The following is a 22,922-nucleotide window of genomic DNA, read 5'->3' as shown; positions in this document are numbered from 1 at the left end:
GATCTAGAAATCAAACAAACATCACATTTCTGATGAAAATTCTGTAACGGATCCCCCTAACTATCTGATAAAAGTGTGTCAGATGTCAGGTCACATAGGACGTGCCTGCGCCAGTTAGCGAGGAGAAAATCAGGTGAAGGCTAAAAAACCGGTTGTTGCCGCAACCATGAAGGATGTTGCCCTACAAGCGAATGTCTCTACGGCAACCGTATCTCGTGCATTGATGAACCCCGAGAAAGTCTCGCAGGCGACGCGTAACCGCGTTGAGCAGGCCGCCCTGGAAGTGGGTTACCTCCCGCAGATGCAGGGGCGTAACATGAAGCGTAATGAATCGCGCACAATTCTGGTTATCGTCCCGGATATCTGCGATCCCTTCTTTAGCGAGGTGATCCGCGGGATCGAAGTCACCGCCGCCGCGCAGGGCTATCTGGTGCTGATTGGCGACTGCGCGCATCAGAACCAGCAGGAAAAAACCTTCATCGATTTAATCATCACCAAGCAAATTGACGGCATGCTGCTGTTGGGCTCGCGTCTGCCGTTCGATGCCAGCATTGAAGAGCAGCGCAACCTGCCGCCGATGGTAATGGCTAACGAATTTGCACCGGAACTGGGGCTGCCCACGGTACATATCGACAACCTCACCGCCTCGTTCGATGCCGTTAACTATCTCCACGAACTCGGCCACCAGCGCATTGCCTGTATCGCCGGGCCGGAAGAGATGCCGCTGTGCCATTATCGTCTGCAGGGCTATGTGCAGGCGCTGCGCCGCTGCGGTATCACCGTCGACCCTCACTACATCGCCCGCGGCAACTTTACCTATGAAGCTGGTGCCAATGCGCTGGAACAGCTGTTGGCATTGCCACAGCCGCCAACCGCCATCTTCTGCCACAGCGATATTATGGCGCTGGGCGCACTCTCTTATGCCAAGCGTCAGGGGCTGAAGGTGCCGGAAGATCTGTCCATTATTGGATTCGATAACATATCGCTGTCAGAGTTTTGCGACCCGCCGCTCACCACGGTTGCCCAGCCGCGTTTTGATATTGGCCGGGAGGCCATGCTGCTGTTGCTGAACCAACTCAGCGGGCAGTTTGTTGATAGTGGTTCGCGTCTGCTGGATTGCGAGCTGATCATTCGCGGCAGCACAAGCAAAATTTGATGTAAAGCCGGGCGCTTTAAGACTTGCTTGTCTGGTCAAAGCCCCGTCGCTTAAGTAACATGTCGGGCTAACTAACGGAAAAAGACAGCGAAACGATAGTGGCACAACGAGACTATGTACGCCGCAGCCAACAGGCTCCTTCGCGGCGCAAGAACAGCGCTTCACGGAATACACGGAAAAAACAGAGTAACTTTCCGGCCGTCTCTCCTGCCATGGTGGCGATTGCTGCTGCAGTCGTCGTCGCCTTTATCGGCGGTTTGTACTTCATCACGCATCATAAAAAAGAAGAGTCTGAAGCACTCCAGAGCCGCCAGGTGACCGGCAACGGCCTTCCGCCAAAGCCGGAAGAGCGCTGGCGCTATATCAAAGAGCTGGAAAGCCGCCAGCCGGGCGTGCGTGCGCCAACCGAGCCGTCTGCAGGCGGAGAAGTGATCAACCCGAATCAGCTTACCGACGAGCAACGCCAGCTGTTGGCCCAGATGCAGGCGGATATGCGCCAGCAGCCAACGCAACTGACGGAAGTGCCGTGGAACGAACAAACGCCGGAACAGCGCCAGCAAACCTTGCAGCGCCAGCGCTTAGCACAGCAGGCTCAGCAACAGTGGTCACAGCAGCAGGTCGTGCAGCAGCCACAAACGCGCACTGCGCCGCCGGTTCAGCAACCGCGTCAAACCCAGACCCAGCAGCCGCCTAAGGCAACGGCCTCTAACAAGGCGCCGTATCAGGATCTGCTGCAGACGCCAGCGCACACCGCCGCTTCGCAGCCAAAAGCGCAGAGCAATAACGGTATCCCGGAAGTGCGTGAAGTGACGCCGCCGCCGAAGCCAGAGAAAAAAGACGATCGTCGCTGGATGGTACAGTGTGGTTCCTTCAAAGGTGCCGAGCAGGCGGAAACCGTTCGTGCTCAGCTGGCGTTTGAAGGCTTTGATTCCAGAATCACCACCAACAACGGCTGGAATCGCGTGGTCATCGGCCCGGTCAAAGGCAAAGAGAATGTCGATAACACCATCGCCCGCCTGAAGCTGGCAGGTCACGGAAACTGCATTAGGCTCGCATCCGGGGGTTGAAACCCCCAAAATCCCCCCCATCTATACTTACATTCTGCCCCGTATCAGTACGGGGCCCCTACATCTCGTATTTGCAACAAAGGGGTCTGCTCGTGACAACAATAGTAAGTGTTCGCCGTAACGGCCACGTCGTAATCGCCGGTGATGGTCAGGCCACGTTGGGCAATACCGTCATGAAAGGCAACGTGAAAAAAGTTCGCCGTCTGTATAACGATAAAGTGATCGCTGGCTTCGCGGGCGGCACTGCGGACGCCTTCACGCTGTTCGAACTGTTTGAACGTAAACTGGAAATGCACCAGGGCCATCTGGTCAAAGCCGCCGTTGAGCTGGCGAAAGACTGGCGTACCGACCGTATGCTGCGCAAGCTGGAAGCCCTGCTGGCGGTCGCGGACGAAACCGCATCGCTTATCATCACCGGGAATGGTGATGTGGTGCAGCCAGAGAACGACCTGATTGCTATCGGCTCTGGCGGCCCATACGCCCAGGCCGCTGCCCGTGCCCTGCTGGAAAATACCGAGCTTGGCGCACGTGAGATTGCTGAAAAAGCGTTGAGTATTGCAGGTGATATCTGCATCTATACCAACCATTTCCACACCATCGAAGAATTACCATCTAAGGCGTAAGGATCTCCCATGTCTGAAATGACCCCACGCGAAATTGTCAGCGAACTGAACAAACACATCATCGGTCAGGACGCCGCTAAGCGCTCCGTGGCTATCGCCTTACGTAATCGCTGGCGTCGTATGCAGCTTGATGAAGAGCTGCGCCACGAAGTCACGCCGAAAAACATTCTGATGATCGGCCCAACCGGCGTCGGTAAAACCGAAATTGCCCGTCGTCTGGCGAAGCTCGCCAACGCGCCGTTCATCAAAGTTGAAGCCACCAAGTTCACCGAAGTGGGCTATGTGGGTAAAGAAGTGGACTCTATCATCCGCGATCTGACTGATTCTGCTATCAAAATGGTACGCGTTCAGTCTATCGAGAAGAACCGCTACCGCGCAGAAGAGATGGCGGAAGAGCGCATTCTCGACGTGCTGATCCCACCGGCAAAAAACAACTGGGGCCAGGCTGAACAGCCGTCTGAGCCGTCTGCTGCACGTCAGGCATTCCGCAAGAAACTGCGTGAAGGCCAACTGGACGACAAAGAGATTGAGATCGATCTCGCGGCGGCACCGATGGGCGTTGAAATCATGGCACCTCCTGGCATGGAAGAGATGACCAGCCAACTGCAGTCTATGTTCCAGAACCTGGGCGGCCAGAAACAGAAACCGCGTAAGCTGAAAATCAAAGATGCGATGAAGCTGTTGATTGAAGAAGAAGCGGCGAAGCTGGTGAACCCGGAAGAGCTGAAGCAGGACGCGATCGATGCGGTTGAGCAACACGGTATCGTGTTTATCGACGAAATCGACAAAATCTGTAAGCGCGGCGAATCCTCCGGCCCGGACGTCTCCCGTGAAGGCGTACAGCGCGACCTGCTGCCGCTGGTTGAAGGCTGCACCGTCTCCACTAAACACGGTATGGTCAAAACTGACCACATCCTGTTTATTGCCTCCGGCGCATTCCAGGTGGCGAAGCCGTCTGACCTGATCCCTGAGCTGCAGGGTCGTTTACCGATTCGCGTAGAGCTGCAGGCGCTGACCACCAGCGACTTCGAACGTATCCTGACTGAGCCAAATGCGTCTGTGACCGTACAGTATAAGGCGCTGATGGCGACTGAAGGCGTGAACATCGAGTTCACCGAATCCGGTATCAAGCGTATCGCCGAAGCGGCATGGCAGGTTAACGAAACCACCGAAAACATCGGTGCTCGTCGTCTGCATACCGTACTGGAACGTCTGATGGAAGATATCTCCTATGATGCCAGCGACCTCAACGGCCAAAGCATCACAATTGATGCGGAATACGTGAGCAAACATCTGGATGCATTAGTCGCAGATGAAGATCTGAGCCGTTTTATCCTATAATCGCGCTAACTGCATTTTCATCTTTAATAGATGGGGCTGAAAAGCCCCATTTTTATTGGCTAATTATTATGACAAATACACCTGTAAGCCGCTCTCAGGCCTGGCTGGAAAGCCTGCGCCCGAAAACGTTACCTCTGGCCTGCGCGGCGATTATCGTCGGTACCGCGCTATCGTGGTGGCAGGGGCACTTTAACGCGGGCGTTGCCGTGCTGGCGCTGATTACCGCAAGCCTGCTGCAAATCCTCTCTAACCTCGCCAACGACTATGGCGATGCGGTGAAAGGCAGCGATAAGCCGGACCGCATTGGCCCGCTGCGCGGTATGCAAAAAGGGGTGATCACCAAAGAACAGATGAAGCGCGCGCTGATTATTACCGTCGGGCTAATCTGCATCTCGGGCCTTGCGCTGCTGTTTACCGCTTCGCAGACTACCGGTGACTTTATCGGCTTCCTGGTGCTGGGGCTGCTGGCGATTATTGCCGCCATCACCTACACCGTCGGCACCCGCCCGTACGGTTACATTGGCCTTGGCGATATCTCGGTGCTGATCTTCTTCGGCTGGCTGAGCGTGATTGGCAGCTGGTACTTACAGACGCATACCCTGAGTAGCGCCATTATTCTGCCCGCTACCGCCTGCGGCCTGCTGGCGACGGCGGTGCTCAATATCAATAACCTGCGTGATATCGACAGCGACCGCGAAAACGGCAAGAACACGCTGGCCGTGCGTCTGGGGCCGGTTAACGCCCGCCGCTACCACGTCTGCCTGCTAATGGGGACGCTGGTTTGCCTGGCGCTGTTCAACCTGCTCTCGCTGCATAGTCCGTGGGGCTGGCTGTTTATCCTCAGCGCCCCGCTGCTGGTGAAACAGGCGCGCTTTGTGATGTGCGAGCGCTCACCGCAGGCGATGCCGCCGATGCTGGAACGGACGGTGAAAGGGGCGTTATTAACTAACCTGCTGTTCGTCATCGGGATTGTGCTCAGCAAGGCGTTGGCTTAACTGACAAATATCAATTAACAATTGATGATTTTGCCAACAATGCATAGAGCGCGATATACTAAAATCACTCGCAGCAACTGAGCGTTAATCCTATGAAATACGATACTTCCGAGCTTTGCGACATCTACCAGGAAGATGTCAACGTAGTAGAACCCCTGTTCTCTAACTTTGGCGGGCGGCTGTCGTTCGGTGGGCAAATCATCACCGTAAAATGTTTCGAGGATAACGGGTTGCTGTACGATCTGCTCGAACAGAACGGCCGCGGCCGCATTCTGCTGGTCGACGGCGGCGGTTCTGTCCGTCGTGCGCTGATCGACGCCGACCTCGCCCGTCTGGCCACTCAAAACGAGTGGGAAGGTATTGTGGTGTATGGCGCAGTGCGTCAGGTTGATGATTTAGAAGAACTGGATATCGGCATCCAGGCAATTGCCGCGATCCCGGTAGGCGCAGCAGGCGAAGGTATCGGCGAAAGCGACGTGCGCGTCAACTTCGGCGGCGTAACCTTCTTCTCCGGCGACCATCTCTATGCCGACAATACCGGCATTATCCTATCGGAAGATGCGCTGGATATCGAATAAGCGCCTTACCGATACAAAAAAGCCTTCTCATTGAGAAGGCTTTTTTTTCGCTCGTATCTCCCCGTGACCGGGCAAACGCGGCTTAGTACAGCTGTTTAGCGCATTCCAGCCAGTCACCTTTGAACGGACGCTTCATGTTTTCGATAGCGTCGATGATGTCATGGTGAACCAGTTTTTCGTTCTGAATACCGACGCAGCGGCCACCGAAGCCCTGCTGCAGCAGTTCAATCGCGTACGCGCCCATACGGGATGCCAGGATACGGTCGTAAGGAACCGGGGAACCGCCGCGCTGGATGTGGCCCAGAACGGTTGCACGGGTTTCACGGCCGGTTTCAGCTTCGATGAAGTGAGCCAGTTCGTCAACGTCGCACATGTGCTCGGTAATCGCCACGATCGCGTGTTTCTTACCTTTTGCGATGCCCGCTTTGATTTCAGCCACCAGGTCATCACGTTTGAATTCCACTTCTGGAACCACGATAAATTCGCAGCCGCCCGCGATAGCCGCAGCCAGAGTCAGGTCGCCGCAGTAACGGCCCATCACTTCAACAACGGAGATACGCTGGTGAGAAGAAGAGGTGTCACGCAGACGGTCAATCGCTTCTACCACGGTGCTCAAAGCGGTGAAGAAACCGATGGTATAGTCGGTGCCTTTGATATCGTTATCGATGGTGCCCGGCAGGCCGATGCATGGGAAGCCCATTTCGGTCAGGCGCACGGCACCCATGTAGGAGCCGTCACCGCCGATAACCACCAGCGCATCGATACCACGTTTTTTCAGGTTTTCGATAGCCACGGCACGGATGTTTTCATCACGGAATTCTGGGAAACGCGCGGAGCCCAGGAAGGTGCCGCCACGGTTAATCATGTCAGACACGCTGTAACGGTCGAGCTGCACCATACGGTCTTCGTACAGGCCCAGGTAACCGTCATAGATGCCCATGACTTCAATGCCTTCCGTCAACGCTGCGCGCACGACGCCGCGAATGGCGGCGTTCATACCTGGCGCATCACCGCCACTTGTCAACACACCGATTTTCTTAATCATGACTACCTCTGAACTTAGGAATGCTAAAAATTAATTCTTCTGCCCGAAGCGCTCCCACAATGTAGGGGGGAGAGAACGACTCTATGTAGAGATAGTATATCAAGCGCTTCTTGCTGAATTGATTCAGGTCAGGCTAACCGGCGGTTATTTATACAAATAATGCCGACTTAGCTCACATTTCATACAACCACTACGAAAGTTCAAACGTCTCTGTTTGCCTGCAGCATAACAGAGCATGGATCCTGATGAATAATCACGTCGGACCCAGGAAAACGATGCAAAATCGCCTGCTCCACCTGATCGGCAACGTGATGTGCCTGAACCAGCGGCAGGTTGTCTTCCATTTCAATATGAATCTGAATAAAGCGGGTCGGCCCTGACTGCCGCGTACGGAGATCGTGAGCACCGCTCACACCTGGCCAGGTGGTCACGATGTCGAAAATTTCCTGACGTTCTTCATCGGGCAGCGCGCGATCCAACAGCGATTGCACCGCTTCGTACCCCATGCGTAACGCGCTATATAGAATATAGATGCCAATTCCTAATGCAAACAGCGCATCGGCGCGATGCCAGCCGTACCAGGAGAGGCCGAGCGCGACAAGAATCGCGCCGTTCATCATAACATCAGACTGATAATGAAGCATATCCGCGCGTACGGCCTGGCTCTGGGTTTTTCTAACCACCCAGCGCTGAAAGGTCACGAGGATTAATGTACTGATAAGCGCAATCACCGTCACCACCACGCCGATGCCCGGCTGGCTCATCGGCGTTGGCCGCGCCAGATGCTGAATCCCGGTCAAGAACAGGAACAGCGCCGAACCGGAAATAAACATGCTTTGCGCCAGCGCCGCCAGCGATTCGGCCTTGCCGTGCCCAAAAGTGTGCTCCTCATCCGCCGGCTGCAGCGAATAGCGTACCACCAGCAGGTTAGTGAGCGAGGCGGCGATATCCACCAGTGAATCGACCAGCGCCGCCAGAATACTGACTGACCCGGTATACCACCACGCAAAGATTTTAATCACCAGCAGCACGGAAGCCATGACCGTCGCGGCGATTGCAGCACGACTTACCAGTCGTCCATAGGATTGATTCATAAACACTCCTGCTTTCAATTTGCGTAGTATAGCGGAATGTATGAGGGGTGCGCGGTGACGAATTTAAGACAAAAAAAACCCCCTCATCATGAGGGGGAAGACAGGGATGGTGTCTATGGCAAGGAAAAACAGGGTTTGTTACTGGTTGCTACGGGTATTGCTACTAAACAGGTTCTGACTCGGTACTGAACCTTGCTGCATCCGTGCAACGTCACGCAGCTGCTCCATACGCTGCTGGTGATTCTCATTTAAAGCCGCTTGCTGCTCCGGCGTTAACAGGCGGTACATCTGGTTGCGTACCCGCGCCATTTCTACCTGGCGGTTAACCTGCTCCTCAGCCATTTTCTCGGCTTGGGCTCGCACGGCGGCTTCATCAAATTTTTCTGCGGTGACAAGGCGATGCATTGTCTCCATTTCGCTAACATTAACAGGTGGACGATCGTGTCGTGCCCTTTGCATCAGATCGCGCATCTGTTGGCGTTGATGTTCGGTTAAACTAATACCGTCGAACATATGGCCCTGGCCGTTCCGCAGCGTATTGCTTTCCACTGGGTGCCAGTTAACGCTGGTGACGACTTCATCGGCCTGGCTATATGCACTGAATGCCAGCGTTGAGGCCATGACGGCAGCGATAACATTGCGCATCACATGCTCCCAAAAACTTTTGTGTCGCGATTCAACGAGAGACAGTTTACGATTCAGGCTGAAAACATGCGTCAGGGGGTGTAAAACAACGTAAAGTCATGGATTCGCTGGCTCTGATGACGTAATTTCTGCCTCGGAGGGATGAAAATATGAATAAAATTTTATTAGTTGATGATGACCGTGAGCTGACTTCCTTGCTCAAGGAACTTCTTGATATGGAAGGCTTTAACGTCCTTGTTGCCCATGATGGCGAACAGGCGTTATCGCTGATTGACGACAGCATCGACCTACTTTTACTCGACGTGATGATGCCGAAGAAAAACGGTATCGACACGCTGAAAGAATTGCGACAGACACACCAGACTCCCGTCATTATGTTAACCGCTCGCGGAAGCGAGTTGGATCGCGTGCTGGGCCTTGAGCTGGGCGCGGATGACTATCTGCCTAAACCGTTTAACGATCGCGAACTGGTCGCGCGTATTCGCGCTATTTTGCGCCGTTCGCACTGGAGCGAACAGCAGCAAAGTAGCGATACCAGTTCACCAACCGTAGAAGTTGACGCGCTGAGCCTGAACCCTGGTCGTCAGGAAGCCAGCTTCGATGGTCAAACGCTCGAGTTGACCGGTACTGAATTTACCCTGCTCTATCTGCTGGCACAGCATCTGGGCCAGGTGGTTTCTCGTGAACACCTGAGTCAGGAAGTGCTGGGCAAGCGCTTAACGCCGTTCGACCGCGCGATTGATATGCACATCTCAAACCTGCGCCGTAAACTGCCGGAGCGCAAAGACGGTCATCCGTGGTTTAAAACCCTGCGTGGTCGCGGCTATCTGATGGTCTCCGCTTCATGATAGGAAGTTTAACCGCTCGCATCTTCGCCATCTTCTGGTTAACGCTGGCGTTGGTGCTGATGCTGGTTTTGATGCTGCCAAAGCTCGATTCTCGTCAAATGACCGAGCTGCTCGATAGCGAGCAGCGTCAGGGCATGATGATTGAGCAGCATGTTGAAGAAGAACTAGCCAACGATCCGCCCAACGATTTGATGTGGTGGCGTCGGCTGTTCCGCGCAATTGATAAGTGGGCACCGCCGGGCCAGCGTTTACTGCTGGTAACCAGCGAAGGCCGCGTTATCGGCGCGGAACGCAATGAAATGCAGATCATTCGTAACTTTATCGGCCAGTCTGATAACTCCGATCACCCGCAGAAGAAAAAGTACGGCCGCGTTGAGTTGGTCGGGCCTTTCTCCATTCGCGACGGGGAAGATAACTACCAGTTATACCTGATCCGCCCAGCAAGCAGTTCACAGTCCGACTTTATCAACCTGCTGTTCGACCGACCTTTACTGCTGCTTATCGTCACCATGCTGGTCAGCGCCCCGCTGCTGCTGTGGCTGGCGTGGAGCCTGGCAAAACCGGCGCGTAAGCTGAAAAACGCCGCGGATGAAGTGGCCCAGGGCAACCTGCGGCAGCATCCTGAGCTGGAGGCCGGGCCGCAGGAGTTCCTCGCCGCCGGAGCCAGCTTTAACCAGATGGTGATGGCGCTTGAGCGCATGATGACATCGCAGCAGCGACTACTCTCCGATATCTCTCACGAACTGCGTACGCCGTTAACGCGTCTGCAGCTCGGCACGGCGTTGCTGCGCCGTCGTAGCGGCGAGAGTAAAGAGCTGGAGCGCATTGAAACCGAGGCACAACGTCTGGACAGCATGATCAACGACATGCTGGTGATGTCGCGCAATCAGCAGAAAAGTGCGCTGGTCAGCGAAACGCTGAAGGCCAATCAGCTATGGGGCGACGTGCTGGACAACGCCGCGTTTGAAGCAGAACAGATGGGCAAGTCGTTCAGCGTCGATTATCCGCCGGGACCGTGGCCGCTTTACGGTAACCCGAACGCGCTGGAAAGCGCGCTGGAGAACATTGTCCGCAACGCGCTGCGCTACTCGCACACCAAAATTGCCGTGAGCTTCTCGGTGGATAAAGATGGCGTCACCGTTCACGTGGACGATGACGGCCCAGGCGTCAGCCCGGAAGATCGCGAGCAGATTTTCCGTCCGTTCTATCGTACCGATGAAGCGCGCGACCGCGAATCCGGCGGGACAGGGCTGGGGCTGGCGATTGTCGAAAGCGCCATGCAGCAGCACCGCGGCTGGGTGAAGGCTGACGATAGCCCGCTCGGCGGGTTGCGGCTCACGCTGTGGCTACCGCTTTATAAGCGAACTTAAAAACCATCGGCCTGCATATGCAGGCCGAATTTTTGGGTATGTGCGTTTTGACCGCCTGATGGCGCTACGCTTATCAGGCCTACAATAACCGAGCGCAGCCGGGATCGGTGACAAAGCCTGAGATCGGCTCCGACCCCGGGGTCGGCGTAAACGCCTCGCCCGGGCTACTTGCCCCATAACCTTCTGCTGTTATCTTCAATCTTGCCGCTCAGGCGACGTTTCTGCATGGTTCTGCTCCAGCTAACCGACAACCCCGCAGCGCTCAGCAGGCGGTGATACTGGTCATCATCGAACGGCATATGCCAGGCAATCGCGGCGGCGTCATGTACCGAAACATCGCTCAGACGCGATACCAGTTCCAGCGGAGCGTCAGTGGAGACCTTACCCGGCGCAATCACTCGATATAGCCAACCGACCTTGCCGCTGTTTTGCATTAGGGATGCCATATCGCTGATAGCAAAGTGGAAATTAAGCTTAAAGCACGGAGAACGCGGCTGGGTGACCTGGATCAACGTCTCACCCCAGCGGTAAATATCACCGATAAAAACGTTGTGCTCGGTCATGCCTTCCGTCGACAGGTTTTCACCAAACGCCGGGGGGCAAAACAGGGAGGCCTGCTCGGGGAAGTCGCGAATCAGGTCGGCGTAATGTTCGCGGGGGAACTGACACAGCGCGCGGTCTGGGCCGCCGTGGATTTTTTTCTCGGCCTGTTCATCACCCAACAGTCCTGGCTCGGTGAGTTCCAGTTCGCCATCCATCTGGACCTTCGCGATGGCGCTTGGGCGACTGCCGTCATAGTCGCGGATTTTGCCAATAAACACATCAACCGGAAAATGCATCTGCTGCTCCTTAGGCGGATACAAAAAAAGCGAGTCATCAGACTCGCTTCTACAGACCGGCAATGCAAATTATTTTTTAGCGGCGAAACGCGCTGCTGCTTCGTCCCAGTTTACCACGTTCCAGAACTCTTTGATGTAGTCCGGGCGGCGGTTCTGGAATTTCAGGTAGTAAGCGTGTTCCCAAACGTCCAGGCCCACAATTGGGAAACCGGAAGCGCCGGAAACGGCTTCACCCATCAGCGGGGAGTCCTGGTTGGCAGTAGAAACCACAGCCAGTTTGTCGCCTTTCAGCACCAGCCACGCCCAGCCGGAGCCGAAACGAGTTGCCGCTGCTTTTTCAAATTCAGCTTTGAAGTTGTCAACGGAACCGAAGTCACGCTCGATAGCCGCTTTCAGGTCACCCTGCAGGGTGGTGCCTTTTTTCAGGCCTTTCCAGAAGAAGCTGTGGTTAGCGTGGCCGCCTGCGTTGTTACGCAGAACGGTTTTTTTGTCAGCCGGCAGTTGGTCCAGTTTCGCGATCAGCTCTTCAGCAGACAGAGCAGCGAACTCCGGCAGGCTTTCCAGCGCTGCGTTAGCGTTGTTCACGTAAGCCTGGTGGTGTTTGCTGTGATGGATTTCCATCGTCTGTTTGTCGAAGTGCGGTTCCAGGGCATCGTACGCATAAGGCAGTGATGGCAGGGTATAGCTCATAATCATCTCCATTATTGTCGGGCGGCAAACCTGTAAACGCCGCGTAATCAGTTGGTTCATTATAGTTAATTAAATGATATTGAAAATGATTATCAATGCCGTAGTTTTTATAAGGTTATAACATTTTGTTATGTTCCTGATAACACGCGGCATTCAGGTTAATTGACGGGCATTCGGCTTTTTTGTCGCCACTGCCCCGGCGTCATGCCAATCTCGCGGTTAAACACCACTGAAAAGTAGTTACTGTCCTCAAACCCACAGCGCATCGCCACTTCGCCAATCAGCAGCTCGGTGTGCTGGAGCAGATATTGCGCATGGCAAATCCGCAGCTGGCGCAGGTAGTGGTTCACGGTCATACCGGTCTGGCTGCGGAACTGCTGGCGCAGGGTGCGCTCGCTGCAGCCCTGCTGCTCGCAGAAAGTATCAAGCACAAAAGGACGGTTCAGGCTACCCGCCAGCACGGTCAGCAGCTTGTCGAGCAGCGCTTCGCTTTGTGTCGCTGCCTGATTATCAGTGGCATAGCGGTAGCGCTTAAGGCAGACCACCAGCTGGGCAAACAGCAGCTCAGACATCTCGTTGGCTAACGCGTCGTCTTTGCGGCTCTCTTGCTCCAGTTGGGTCATTATCTGCCGCGCCTGCGTCATGCCGGTGCTGCCTATCCGCCAATGTGGCGCCCAGTGGGAACCGTGCAGCCCTGGAATATGGGCCACCCAATCAAGATTGAGCTTTAAGCGCTCGGGACAGTAGATAATATTCTGTAAAACCAGATCGTTAACCGAGGCGTAGGAGTGTTTATCTTCCGCGCGGATATAAAACAGATCGCCGCGGGTGATGCGGTAAGGACGGTCGTTCAGGATGTGTAAGCCGTTGCCGCGCCAGACCAGCACCAGCTCGTTGAATTCGTGGGTATGCTCAGCAAAGACGTTTTGCGGATAGCGGTCAGCCACCGCCACGGCTTGCGTCGGATTAGCAAAAAAATCCGCTTTTCGAAGAATTAACTGGCCTGGCACGCTGGCACCTCACGACTAACAACTTTCTATTATTAGCCGTTTCGAGGTAAAAAACGGTGATTCTCTTCGCGTTACTGAAGCAGGGTATCCCGCCCCTGGCGAATATCGCGCGGCGACCAGTCAAATTCGCGGCGGAACAGGGTCGAAAAGTGGTTACTGTCGCCAAAACCGCAGCGATAGGCAATATCGGTCACGCTCTCATCGCTGTGGCGCAGCAGATGGCGGGCTTTAATCAGGCGCAGGCGGTTGAGATAGCGCTGCGGCGTCAGGCCGGTGCAGTGCTTCAGCTGGCGATGCAGCGTGCGCAAAGAGAGCGAGAAACGCTCCGCCACTCCTTCCCAGCACACCTCTTCGGCGAAATGCTCTTCCAGCCACGCCATCAGCTGGTTCAGGCGAGCATCGTTATCCATCGCCCCCTGTTCCTGACTGCCTTTACGCAGCAGCACCAGCAGTTGCATAAACAGAATTTCGCGGTTCGCCAGCGACATCATATCGGTGCTGTCATTCGCCTCTTCCATCTGTCCAACAATCGTTCTCACCTGCTGCAAGGTGCTCTGGTTTACACGCCAATGGGAAGGATAGTGACCATCCTGCTCCTGCGGCAGCAATTTATTCAGACCTGACAAGAACTGGAAAGCATCCGGCGCGCGGTACAGCACGTTGGTCAGACAGAGGTTTTCCGTGTGCTCATAAAGGTGTCTGTCGAAGTCGCGGACGAAGCAAACCGTGCCGCCGCAAATGGTATGCGGCTGACCATTGAACACATGAATACCAGTGCCGTGTTCGACGATAACAATCTCATTAAAATCATGATGATGCTCAGGAAATGCGGCCTGAGGAAGTCGAGGTTCAATCGCCACGGGCAGCTTACCTGAAGAGAAGAAATCCACGCTATGTAGTACGGTCATCACGACCCCCGACAAATGAGAAAAGTTATCAGGATAGTAATATCCGATGAGGGATCTGACCTTGACGTTTTGACAGCAAACCGCGCAAAGCCGGTCGTTTTTTCAAGAAACAGCCGGAAAGATCGGGAAATGCGGTCAGCATCACACCCCCTCATCGGCGGAATTTGTGAACTCTCTCACGTTCATCTTTGCTTTCTTGCCAGCGCCGAATTTCGCCTGTCAGTAACGAGAAGGTTGTGGCATTGCGCTTTTTCTAGACTGAGCAGCAATGACTCATAGAAGGACTCTTGCCATGACTTTTCGCCATTGTGTGGCCGTCGATTTAGGCGCCTCCAGCGGACGCGTAATGCTGGCTCGCTTTGATAGCGTGCAGCGTTCGCTTTCACTGCGCGAAATCCACCGCTTCGTGAACAGCCTGCATAAGCGGGAAGGTTTCGATACCTGGGATATCGACGCACTGGAAGCCGAAATTCGTGTCGGCCTCAACAAAGTGTGCGACGAAGGCATTCTGATCGACAGTATCGGCATCGACACCTGGGGCGTGGACTACATCCTGCTGGACCAGCACGGCCAGCGCGTCGGCCTGCCGGTGGCCTACCGCGATAGCCGCACCGATGGCGTGATGGCGATGGCAATGGAGCAGTTGGGTAAAGGCGAGATCTACCGTCGCAGCGGCATTCAGTTCCTGCCGTTCAACACGCTTTATCAGCTACGCGCGCTGGTTGAACAGCAGCCGGAGCTGGTCAGCAAAGCAGCTCATGCATTGTTGATCCCGGACTACCTTAGCTTCCGTCTGACCGGAAACATGAACTGGGAATACACCAACGCCACCACCACGCAGCTGGTCAACATCGATAGCGATAACTGGGATGAAGACCTGCTGAACTGGACCGGTGCGCCGCGCGAGTGGTTCGGTACGCCGACCCACCCCGGCAATGTGATCGGTCACTGGATCTGCCCGCTGGGTAATAAAATCCCGGTGGTTGCCGTCGCCAGCCACGATACCGCCAGCGCCGTGATTGCCTCACCGCTGGCAGGCCACGATGCCGCCTACCTCTCGTCCGGCACCTGGTCGCTGATGGGCTTTGAGAGCAAAACGCCGTACACCAGCGAGCAGGCGCAGCGCGCCAACATCACCAACGAAGGCGGCGCGGAAGGGCGCTACCGGGTGCTGAAAAACATTATGGGCCTGTGGCTGCTACAGCGCGTCCTGAAAGAACAAAATGTTGGCAACCTGCCCGATCTCATTGCCGAAACGCAAGCGCTGCCAGCCTGCCGCTACCTGATTAACCCGAACGATGACCGCTTCATCAACCCGGAAAACATGAGCGCCGAGATTCAGGCTGCCTGCCGCGAAACGGCGCAGCCCGTTCCGACCACGCCTGCCGAACTGGCGCGCTGCATCTTCGACAGCCTGGCGCTGCTGTACGCCGATGTGCTCAACGAGCTGGCGCAGCTGCGCGGTAAACCGTTCAGCCAGCTGCATATCGTTGGCGGCGGTTGCCAGAACCAGATGCTGAACCAGCTGTGCGCCGATGCCTGCGGCATCACCGTGATCGCCGGCCCGATTGAAGCCTCAACCCTCGGCAACATCGGCATCCAATTAATGACGCTGGACGAACTCACCAACGTCGACGATTTCCGCAAGGTGGTGACCGGCAACTACGGCCTCACCACATTTACCCCGAATTCAGACCATGAAATTGCCCGCTACGTTGCGCAGTTTCAGCAACAACGACAGACAAAGGAGCTTTGCGCATGACCACTCAACTTGAACAAGCCTGGGAACTCGCGAAACAGCGCTATTCCGCTGTAGGTATCGATGTCGAAGAGGCGTTACGCCAGCTGGACCGCTTACCGGTTTCGATGCACTGCTGGCAGGGCGATGACGTCGCGGGTTTTGAAAATCCAGAAGGCAGTTTAACGGGTGGCATTCAGGCGACCGGTAACTACCCGGGCAAAGCGCGTAACGCGACCGAGCTGCGCGCCGACCTGGAGCAGGCGCTGAGCCTGATCCCCGGGCCAAAACGTCTGAACCTGCACGCTATCTATCTGGAGTCTGACACCCCGGTGGCGCGCGACGAGATCAAACCTGAGCACTTCAAAAACTGGGTTGAGTGGGCGAAAAAACACAAGCTGGGCCTCGATTTTAACCCATCCTGCTTCTCACACCCGCTGAGTGCAGACGGCTTTACGCTGTCCCACGCCGACCCGAAAATTCGCCAGTTCTGGATTGACCACTGCAAGGCCAGCCGCCGCGTTTCCGCCTACTTTGGCGAACAGCTGGGTACGCCTTCGGTGATGAACATCTGGATCCCGGACGGCATGAAAGACGTCACCGTTGACCGTTTAGCGCCGCGCCAGCGCCTGGCCGCCGCGCTGGATGAAGTCATCAGCGAAAAACTGGACCCGGCGCATCACATCGATGCCGTCGAGAGCAAACTGTTCGGCATTGGCGCAGAGAGCTACACCGTCGGCTCTAACGAGTTCTATATGGGCTACGCCACCAGCCGCCAGACCGCGCTGTGCCTGGATGCCGGTCACTTCCACCCAACCGAAGTTATCTCCGACAAAATCTCCGCCGCCATGCTCTACGTGCCGCGCCTGCTGCTGCACGTGAGCCGCCCGGTACGTTGGGACAGCGACCACGTGGTGCTGCTGGATGACGAAACCCAGGCTATCGCGAGCGAAATCATCCGCCACGACCTGTTTGACCGTGTGCACATCGGCCTCGATTTCTTCGACGCCTCCATCAACCGTATCGCAGCGTGGGTTATCGGTACCCGCAACATGAAAAAAGCCCTGCTGCGCGCGCTGCTGGAACCAACCGAACAGCTGCGTCAGCTGGAAGTTGACGGTGACTACACCGCCCGTCTGGCGCTGCTGGAAGAGCAGAAATGCCTGCCGTGGCAGGCGGTGTGGGAAATGTATTGCCAGCGCAACGATACCCCGGCGGGCAGCCAATGGCTGGAGAGCGTGCGCAGCTACGAGAAAGAGATTCTGAATAAGCGTAAATAATCGAGTGCGATTGCCGGATGGCGGCTTTGCCTTAGCCGGCCTACGAAACAACAGCCATTGTAGGCCCGATAAGCGCAGCGCCATCGGGCATCAAAGTACACAGGATAACAAGACTATGCAGACCATTACCGATTCCTGGTTCGTCCAGGGCATGATTAAAGCCACCTCTGACGCCTGGTTGAAAGGCTGGGACGAACGCAACGGCGGCAACCTGACGCTGCGCCTGGACGACGCGGATATCGCGCCGTTCACCGCCGATTTCCACGCTAAACCGCGCTATATCGCCCTGAGCCAGCCGATGCCGATGCTGGCGAACACGCCGTTTATCGTCACCGGCTCCGGCAAATTCTTCCGCAACGTGCAGCTCGACCCGGCCGCCAACCTCGGCGTGGTAAAAGTCGATAGCGACGGCGCGGGCTACCATATTTTGTGGGGGCTGACTCACGAAGCCGTACCAACCTCCGAACTGCCGGCGCATTTCCTGTCACACTGCGAACGTATCAAACTGACCGGTGGTAAAGACCGCGTCATCATGCACTGCCACGCGACCAACCTGATCGCGCTGACCTACGTACTGGAAAACGACTCCGCGCTGATTACCCGCAAACTGTGGGAAGGCAGCACCGAGTGTCTGGTGGTCTTCCCGGACGGCGTCGGCATTCTGCCGTGGATGGTGCCGGGTACCGATGAAATTGGCCAGGCAACCGCCATCGAAATGCAGCAACACTCCCTGGTGCTGTGGCCGTTCCACGGCGTCTTCGGCAGCGGCCCTACGCTCGACGAAACCTTTGGTCTGATCGATACCGCCGAAAAATCGGCAGAAGTGCTGGTGAAGGTGTACTCGATGGGCGGCATGAAGCAGACCATCACCCAGCAAGAACTGATTGCCCTCGGCCAGCGCTTTGGCGTCACCCCGATGGCCAGCGCATTAAATCTGTATAAATAAGAACATCGCATAACCCCTGCGGGCAACGATCCGCAGGGGAAACTCTGTTACCTGCAAATCAACTAACTCAAAAACCGTGGAGTACAAGCAATGAAAATAAAAGCAAGCTTCATCCTCACCGTTGCCGCCCTGGCGTTGTCCGGTTCCGCTTTAGCTGAAGTGAAAATTGCCCTTGTGGCGAAATCCTTAGGCAATGGCTTCTTCGAAGCCGCGAACGTTGGCGCACAGGAGGCGGCCAAAGAGTTAGGCGATGTAAAAGTCATTTATACCGGCCCAACCACCACCACGGCGGAAGCGCAGATCGAAGTGCTCAACGGGTTGATCGCCCAGGGCGTTGATGCGATCGCCATTTCCGCCAACGATCCCGATGCGGTGGTGCCAGTGCTGAAAAAAGCCATGCAGCGTGGCATTAAGGTGGTGTCATGGGATTCCGGCGTTGCCGCAGGTGGCCGCCAGATTCACCTGAACCCCTCGAACAATCAGCTGATTGGCGAAACCAACGTCAAGCTCGCCGCCGATGCGCTGAAAGCGCTGAACGTCGAGAAAGGCGACGTCGCCATTCTGAGCGCGACGCCAACCTCCACCAACCAGAACATCTGGATTGGCGAGATGAAAAAGGTGCTGCCGAACTATCCGTCCATCAACCTGGTGACCGTCGCCTACGGCGACGACCTGTCGGATAAGAGCTACCGCGAAGCGGTCGGGCTGCTGAAGTCTTACCCGGACCTGAAAGTGATTGTCTCCCCCTCCTCCGTCGGTATCGTAGCGGCGGCGCAGGCGGTGAAGGATCAGGGAAAAATCGGCAAGGTTTACGTGACCGGGCTGGGGCTGCCGTCTGAAATGGCCGGGGCGATTAAGTCCGGCGCGAGCAAAAGCTTCGCTATCTGGAACCCGATCGATCTGGGCTATGCCGCCACCTATCTTGCTGACGACCTGGTAAAAGGTACGGCAACCAAAACTGAAGCCAGCATGGGTAAATTGGGCAAAGTGAAGCTCGATGCTGACGGTAACGGCGCGATGTCCGAGCCGTTCGTCTACGATGCCAGCAATATTGATAAGTTCTCGAAAATCTTCTGATGCGTTTTGTAGGCCGGATAAGCGCTAGCGCCATCCGGCAAAACGGCGGGTGCGCTATGGCTTACCCGCCCTACAAATCCCCTACGATGGAGACTTATCATGGCTACACCTTTGCTGCAGCTTAAGGGGATCACCAAGGTCTTCCCCGGCGTGCGCGCGCTTGAAAACGTGCAGCTCGATCTCTGGCCCGGCAAGGTCACCGCGTTAATCGGTGAAAACGGCGCGGGCAAGTCCACGCTGGTCAAAGTGATGACCGGCATTTATCAGCCCGAAGAGGGCGAAATTCTCTATAAAACGATTCCCATTACCCTGCCTACGCCGGACTCCGCGCACCGGGTGGGGATCACCGCGATTCATCAGGAAACCGTGCTGTTCGATGAGCTCTCGGTCACCGAAAATATCTTTGTTGGCCAGTACCTCTATAAAGGCTGGCTGAAGAAGCTCGACTGGCCCGCCATGCACCAGAAAGCGCGGGAAATACTCACCCGCCTCGACGTGCAGATTGACCCGCGCGCCATCTTAAAAACCCTTAGCATTGCCCAGCGCCATATGGTGGCAATCGCGCGCGCACTGTCGTTTGAGGCGCAGGTGGTGATCCTCGACGAACCCACCGCCGCCCTCTCCCAGCACGAGATTCTAGAGTTTTATCAAATCGTTGAGCGTTTAAAGCTGGAAGGCAAAGCCATCCTGTTTATCTCGCACAAGTTTGATGAAATTTTTGAACTGGCGGATCACTACACCATCTTGCGCGACGGCGTGTACGTTGGCTCCGGCGCAATCAATGAGATAACCGAAGAGCGAATGGTCGCCATGATGGTCGGCCGTGCAATCACGCAAACCTACCCGAAAGTGGCGTGCGAAAAAGGCAATGTGGTGCTGGAGGTAAAAGACCTGTGCCACCCGACCGAATTTGCCCATATCAACTTCACCCTACGAAAAGGCGAGATCCTCGGCTTTTATGGGCTTGTCGGCGCCGGGCGCACCGAGCTCATGCAGGCGCTTTCCGGCGTGTCACACCCCTCTTCTGGTGAGATTGTCCTGAACGGCAAAGCGGTGCATTTTCGCCAGCCGGCCGATGCCATCAACGCCGGGATTGTCTGCGTGCCGGAAGAGCGGCAGAAGCAAGGAGCGATTATTGAACTGCCGATTGCTCAGAACATCAGCCTGCCGCAGCTGAGCAAACTCAACCCGCGCGGCGTGCTCAACGACGCCCGCGAATGGCAGCTTGCCGACGAATACGCCCGCCGTCTACAGGTCAAAGCCTTTAGCTGGCGTCAGCCGGTGGAGACGCTCTCCGGCGGCAACCAGCAGAAAGTGGTGATCGGCAAATGGCTGGCGACCCATCCGGAGGTCATCATTCTTGATGAACCCACCAAAGGTATCGATATCGGCTCAAAAGCCGCCGTGCATCAGTTTATGTCCGAGCTGGTTGCCCAGGGGCTGGCGGTGATTATGGTGTCGTCAGAGCTGCCGGAAGTGATGGGCATGGCCGACCGCATTATCGTGATGCATGAAGGGCTGATGGTCGCGGAATATCAGGCCGGTGAAGCCACCGCAGAAACTATCGTCAGCGCCGCCAGCGGCGCAGGTAAGGAGGCAGCATAAATGTGGCAATCCTTATTTAAACACCGCGAAGGGCTGCTCGCCGCAGTGATCATTTTGATGATCGTCGCCATCGGCAGCCGCGTGCCGTCGTTCGTTTCGCCAGGCAACCTGGTGGAGATGTTCAACGATACCGCCATCTTAATCATCCTCGCGCTGGGGCAGATGATGGTGCTGCTGACCAAAGGTATCGACCTTTCGATGGCCGCCAACCTGGCGCTCACCGGGATGATTGTCGCCCTGCTTAACTTCCACTATCCCACCGTGCCGGTCTGGGCGCTGCTGCTGCTGGCAACGGTGCTGGGTCTGGTGATGGGGATGATTAACGGCCTGCTGGTGTGGAAGCTCGGTATTCCGGCGATTGTGGTGACGCTTGGCACCATGAGCATCTACCGCGGCATTATCTTCCTGCTCTCCGACGGCGGCTGGGTGAACTCACACCAGATGAGCGCCGACTTCCTCGGCCTGCCGCGCGCCTCGCTGCTGGGCCTGCCGGTATTAAGCTGGTTTGCCGTCGCCGCGCTGCTGCTGGTCGGCTACTTCCTGCGCTTTAGCCGCACCGGGCGCGCGCTGTACACCGCCGGGGGCAACGCGACCGCCGCTTACTACACCGGGATCAACGCCGGGAAAATGCAGTTCGTCAGCTTCTGCCTCTCCGGCGCGCTGGCCGGGTTCTGCGGCTATTTGTGGATCTCGCGCTTCGCCGTGGCCTACGTCGATGTGGCGAACGGCTTCGAGCTACAGGTTGTCGCCGCCTGCGTCATTGGCGGTATCAGCACCATGGGCGGCACTGGACGCGTTGTCGGCTGCCTGTGCGGCGCGCTGTTCCTCGGCATCATCAACAACGCCCTGCCGGTGATCGGCATTTCACCGTTCTGGCAGATGGCGATTTCCGGCGCGGTCATTGTGATTGCCGTCCTGCTGAACGAACGCGGCAATAAACGCAAAGGACGGCTGATCCTGCGCGATGCCGCGCTGGCCCGACAGAAACAGGCGGTGCGCTCATGAGCAAAATAATGATGCCGGACGAGATTAAAACCGACGTTACCGCGCCGTCGTTATTCCAGCGGCTGCTGTGCTGGGAAGGCTTTTTACTGGCGGTCACGCTGCTGGTGTTTGTCGGCAACGCGTTGGCTTCGCCCTACTTCCTCAACATCTGGAACCTGTCGGACGCCACCTTCAACTTCACCGAGAAGGCAATTATCGTGCTGCCGATGGCAATGCTGATTATCGCCCGGGAAATTGACCTGTCGGTGGCGTCGACCATTGCCCTGAGCTCGACGCTGATGGGCTTCTGCGCCGCCGCGGGAATGGATACGCCGTTGTTAGTTTGCGTTGGGCTGGGAGTTGGCCTGCTGTGCGGGCTGTTTAACGGGTTGCTGGTGACCCGCTTTAACCTCTCTTCCATCGTTATCACCATCGGCACGATGAGCCTGTATCGCGGCATTACCTACATTCTGCTGGGCGATCAGGCGCTGAACAAATACCCGGAGAGCTTCGCCTGGTTCGGCCAGGGCTACGTATGGGGCGCGCTGTCGTTTGAGTTTGCGCTGTTTATCGTGCTCGCCGCAGCATTTGCCTTCCTGCTGCACAAAACCAACTTTGGTCGTCGCACCTACGCCATCGGTAATAACCCCACCGGCGCATGGTATTCAGGGATTAACGTCAAGCGTCACAACCTGATGCTCTTCGCGCTGGTAGGCTTGATGTCTGGTCTGGCGGCGGTGCTGCTGACCTCACGTCTGGGCAGTACCCGCCCGACCATCGCTATGGGTTGGGAGCTGGCGGTGGTCACCATGGCGGTGCTCGGCGGCGTCAACATTCTTGGCGGCTCAGGCAGCATGGTCGGCGTGATTATCGCGGCGTTTTTGATGGGGCTGGTCACCTTCGGGCTCAGCCTGCTTAACGTCCCAGGCATCGTGATGTCCATCATCATCGGCGCGATGCTGATCGTGGTGATTTCACTGCCGATTATCGCCCGGCGGGTGATGCAGAGACGACGAATATAAATATGCTCCTCACCCCAGCGGATGAGGGGATAACGGGATTTCATAAGTTAGGTATTTAAGG

Annotated in this window: 22 protein-coding genes; 15 read left to right on the top strand and 7 right to left on the bottom strand. The window is 56.2% G+C overall.

The genetic code is table 11. The features are described 5' to 3' along the window. Positions 1 to 133: 133 nt before the first annotated feature. The 6 genes from cytR (at position 134) to rraA (ending at position 5,760) form a co-directional block, all read left to right on the top strand. Entirely contained in the window at positions 134 to 1,156 is a 1,023-nt protein-coding gene (cytR, locus tag ACLGE8_RS18545) for a DNA-binding transcriptional regulator CytR (RefSeq protein ID WP_411000354.1), read from the top strand. 98 nt (positions 1,157 to 1,254) lie between these two features. Continuing rightward, the gene (ftsN, locus tag ACLGE8_RS18540) at positions 1,255 to 2,223 is read left to right on the top strand and encodes a cell division protein FtsN (RefSeq protein WP_411000352.1); all 969 of its coding nucleotides are present in this window, start codon (positions 1,255 to 1,257) and stop codon (positions 2,221 to 2,223) included. Positions 2,224 to 2,315: 92 nt separating this feature from the next. Next, on the top strand, positions 2,316 to 2,846 hold the full coding sequence (gene hslV / locus ACLGE8_RS18535; RefSeq protein WP_185668810.1) for an ATP-dependent protease subunit HslV: 531 nt from the start codon (positions 2,316 to 2,318) through the stop codon (positions 2,844 to 2,846). 9 nt (positions 2,847 to 2,855) lie between these two features. Further along, complete coding sequence (hslU, locus tag ACLGE8_RS18530; protein ID WP_185668811.1) at positions 2,856 to 4,187, top strand: HslU--HslV peptidase ATPase subunit; 1,332 nt, start codon at positions 2,856 to 2,858, stop codon at positions 4,185 to 4,187. A 68-nt stretch (positions 4,188 to 4,255) separates the two neighbouring features. Further along, positions 4,256 to 5,182 (top strand): 1,4-dihydroxy-2-naphthoate polyprenyltransferase, encoded by a 927-nt coding sequence (menA, locus tag ACLGE8_RS18525; RefSeq protein WP_411000350.1) that lies wholly within the window; start codon positions 4,256 to 4,258, stop codon positions 5,180 to 5,182. 92 nt (positions 5,183 to 5,274) lie between these two features. After that, a complete protein-coding gene (gene rraA, locus ACLGE8_RS18520; protein WP_035892355.1) occupies positions 5,275 to 5,760 on the top strand; it encodes a ribonuclease E activity regulator RraA in 486 nt (161 codons plus the stop codon). 82 nt (positions 5,761 to 5,842) lie between these two features. On the opposite strand, the gene pfkA is transcribed toward rraA, so the two are convergent. The 3 genes from pfkA to cpxP all read right to left on the bottom strand — a co-directional run bounded on the left by pfkA (position 5,843) and on the right by cpxP (position 8,544). Then, positions 5,843 to 6,805 carry a 6-phosphofructokinase gene (pfkA, locus tag ACLGE8_RS18515; protein WP_411000348.1) on the bottom strand — a complete coding sequence of 321 codons (963 nt, stop codon included), beginning with the start codon at positions 6,803 to 6,805 and terminating at the stop codon, positions 5,843 to 5,845. 200 nt (positions 6,806 to 7,005) lie between these two features. Then, on the bottom strand, positions 7,006 to 7,899 hold the full coding sequence (fieF, locus tag ACLGE8_RS18510) for a CDF family cation-efflux transporter FieF (protein WP_411000346.1): 894 nt from the start codon (positions 7,897 to 7,899) through the stop codon (positions 7,006 to 7,008). Positions 7,900 to 8,037: 138 nt separating this feature from the next. Continuing rightward, on the bottom strand, positions 8,038 to 8,544 hold the full coding sequence (cpxP, locus tag ACLGE8_RS18505) for a cell-envelope stress modulator CpxP (protein WP_411000344.1): 507 nt from the start codon (positions 8,542 to 8,544) through the stop codon (positions 8,038 to 8,040). 149 nt (positions 8,545 to 8,693) lie between these two features. Between cpxP and cpxR the strand changes: the two genes are divergently transcribed. After that, the gene (gene cpxR / locus ACLGE8_RS18500) at positions 8,694 to 9,392 is read left to right on the top strand and encodes an envelope stress response regulator transcription factor CpxR (RefSeq protein ID WP_185668816.1); all 699 of its coding nucleotides are present in this window, start codon (positions 8,694 to 8,696) and stop codon (positions 9,390 to 9,392) included. Beyond that, on the top strand, positions 9,389 to 10,762 hold the full coding sequence (gene cpxA / locus ACLGE8_RS18495) for an envelope stress sensor histidine kinase CpxA (RefSeq protein ID WP_411000342.1): 1,374 nt from the start codon (positions 9,389 to 9,391) through the stop codon (positions 10,760 to 10,762). Before cpxR ends, cpxA begins: the two co-directional genes overlap by 4 nt. A 164-nt stretch (positions 10,763 to 10,926) precedes the next feature. On the opposite strand, the gene yiiM is transcribed toward cpxA, so the two are convergent. From yiiM to rhaS (ACLGE8_RS18475), 4 genes are all read right to left on the bottom strand, one after another. Further along, entirely contained in the window at positions 10,927 to 11,664 is a 738-nt protein-coding gene (yiiM, locus tag ACLGE8_RS18490; protein WP_411000340.1) for a 6-hydroxyaminopurine reductase, read from the bottom strand. Between the two features lie 6 nt (positions 11,665 to 11,670). Then, entirely contained in the window at positions 11,671 to 12,291 is a 621-nt protein-coding gene (gene sodA / locus ACLGE8_RS18485) for a superoxide dismutase [Mn] (RefSeq protein ID WP_035892347.1), read from the bottom strand. A 158-nt stretch (positions 12,292 to 12,449) separates the two neighbouring features. Further along, positions 12,450 to 13,301: an HTH-type transcriptional activator RhaR gene (rhaR, locus tag ACLGE8_RS18480; protein WP_411000338.1), complete on the bottom strand. Its 852-nt coding sequence runs from the start codon at positions 13,299 to 13,301 to the stop codon at positions 12,450 to 12,452. Between the two features lie 71 nt (positions 13,302 to 13,372). Beyond that, positions 13,373 to 14,209 carry an HTH-type transcriptional activator RhaS gene (gene rhaS, locus ACLGE8_RS18475; RefSeq protein ID WP_411000336.1) on the bottom strand — a complete coding sequence of 279 codons (837 nt, stop codon included), beginning with the start codon at positions 14,207 to 14,209 and terminating at the stop codon, positions 13,373 to 13,375. 292 nt (positions 14,210 to 14,501) lie between these two features. On the opposite strand from rhaS (ACLGE8_RS18475), the gene rhaB reads away from it, so the two are divergent. From rhaB to ACLGE8_RS18440, 7 genes are all read left to right on the top strand, one after another. Continuing rightward, positions 14,502 to 15,971, top strand: a complete 1,470-nt coding sequence (gene rhaB, locus ACLGE8_RS18470; RefSeq protein WP_411000334.1) for a rhamnulokinase — start codon at positions 14,502 to 14,504, stop codon at positions 15,969 to 15,971. Then, a complete protein-coding gene (rhaA, locus tag ACLGE8_RS18465) occupies positions 15,968 to 17,227 on the top strand; it encodes an L-rhamnose isomerase (protein WP_395597060.1) in 1,260 nt (419 codons plus the stop codon). The genes rhaB and rhaA overlap by 4 nt, the downstream gene beginning before the upstream one ends. 115 nt (positions 17,228 to 17,342) lie before the next feature. Continuing rightward, positions 17,343 to 18,173 carry a rhamnulose-1-phosphate aldolase gene (rhaD, locus tag ACLGE8_RS18460; protein WP_411000332.1) on the top strand — a complete coding sequence of 277 codons (831 nt, stop codon included), beginning with the start codon at positions 17,343 to 17,345 and terminating at the stop codon, positions 18,171 to 18,173. Positions 18,174 to 18,263: 90 nt separating this feature from the next. Then, a complete protein-coding gene (rhaS, locus tag ACLGE8_RS18455) occupies positions 18,264 to 19,250 on the top strand; it encodes a rhamnose ABC transporter substrate-binding protein (RefSeq protein ID WP_035892339.1) in 987 nt (328 codons plus the stop codon). A gap of 99 nt (positions 19,251 to 19,349) precedes the next feature. After that, positions 19,350 to 20,855, top strand: coding sequence for a sugar ABC transporter ATP-binding protein (locus tag ACLGE8_RS18450; protein WP_411000330.1), 1,506 nt, complete (start codon positions 19,350 to 19,352; stop codon positions 20,853 to 20,855). Beyond that, positions 20,856 to 21,860, top strand: a complete 1,005-nt coding sequence (locus ACLGE8_RS18445) for an ABC transporter permease (RefSeq protein ID WP_411000328.1) — start codon at positions 20,856 to 20,858, stop codon at positions 21,858 to 21,860. It abuts the gene before it with no gap. After that, complete coding sequence (locus tag ACLGE8_RS18440; protein WP_411000326.1) at positions 21,857 to 22,861, top strand: ABC transporter permease; 1,005 nt, start codon at positions 21,857 to 21,859, stop codon at positions 22,859 to 22,861. Before ACLGE8_RS18445 ends, ACLGE8_RS18440 begins: the two co-directional genes overlap by 4 nt. Positions 22,862 to 22,922 lie beyond the last annotated feature (61 nt).

This window comes from Kluyvera sp. 142486 (assembly GCF_046569695.1).
In the GTDB taxonomy this organism is placed as follows: domain Bacteria; phylum Pseudomonadota; class Gammaproteobacteria; order Enterobacterales; family Enterobacteriaceae; genus Kluyvera.
The sequence above is the reverse complement of the archived record's forward strand: the minus strand, read 5'-3'. Positions and strand labels throughout refer to the sequence as shown.

Coding starts and splice junctions, on each gene's coding strand:
- hslU (WP_185668811.1), top strand. CDS start 2,856: ATGTCTGAAATGACCCCACGCGAAATTGTCAGCGAACTGAACAAACAC.
- menA (WP_411000350.1), top strand. CDS start 4,256: ATGACAAATACACCTGTAAGCCGCTCTCAGGCCTGGCTGGAAAGCCTG.
- rraA (WP_035892355.1), top strand. CDS start 5,275: ATGAAATACGATACTTCCGAGCTTTGCGACATCTACCAGGAAGATGTC.
- pfkA (WP_411000348.1), bottom strand. CDS start 6,805: ATGATTAAGAAAATCGGTGTGTTGACAAGTGGCGGTGATGCGCCAGGT.
- fieF (WP_411000346.1), bottom strand. CDS start 7,899: ATGAATCAATCCTATGGACGACTGGTAAGTCGTGCTGCAATCGCCGCG.
- cpxP (WP_411000344.1), bottom strand. CDS start 8,544: ATGCGCAATGTTATCGCTGCCGTCATGGCCTCAACGCTGGCATTCAGT.
- cpxR (WP_185668816.1), top strand. CDS start 8,694: ATGAATAAAATTTTATTAGTTGATGATGACCGTGAGCTGACTTCCTTG.
- cpxA (WP_411000342.1), top strand. CDS start 9,389: ATGATAGGAAGTTTAACCGCTCGCATCTTCGCCATCTTCTGGTTAACG.
- sodA (WP_035892347.1), bottom strand. CDS start 12,291: ATGAGCTATACCCTGCCATCACTGCCTTATGCGTACGATGCCCTGGAA.
- rhaS (WP_411000336.1), bottom strand. CDS start 14,209: ATGACCGTACTACATAGCGTGGATTTCTTCTCTTCAGGTAAGCTGCCC.
- rhaB (WP_411000334.1), top strand. CDS start 14,502: ATGACTTTTCGCCATTGTGTGGCCGTCGATTTAGGCGCCTCCAGCGGA.
- rhaA (WP_395597060.1), top strand. CDS start 15,968: ATGACCACTCAACTTGAACAAGCCTGGGAACTCGCGAAACAGCGCTAT.
- rhaD (WP_411000332.1), top strand. CDS start 17,343: ATGCAGACCATTACCGATTCCTGGTTCGTCCAGGGCATGATTAAAGCC.
- rhaS (WP_035892339.1), top strand. CDS start 18,264: ATGAAAATAAAAGCAAGCTTCATCCTCACCGTTGCCGCCCTGGCGTTG.
- ACLGE8_RS18450 (WP_411000330.1), top strand. CDS start 19,350: ATGGCTACACCTTTGCTGCAGCTTAAGGGGATCACCAAGGTCTTCCCC.
- ACLGE8_RS18445 (WP_411000328.1), top strand. CDS start 20,856: ATGTGGCAATCCTTATTTAAACACCGCGAAGGGCTGCTCGCCGCAGTG.
- ACLGE8_RS18440 (WP_411000326.1), top strand. CDS start 21,857: ATGAGCAAAATAATGATGCCGGACGAGATTAAAACCGACGTTACCGCG.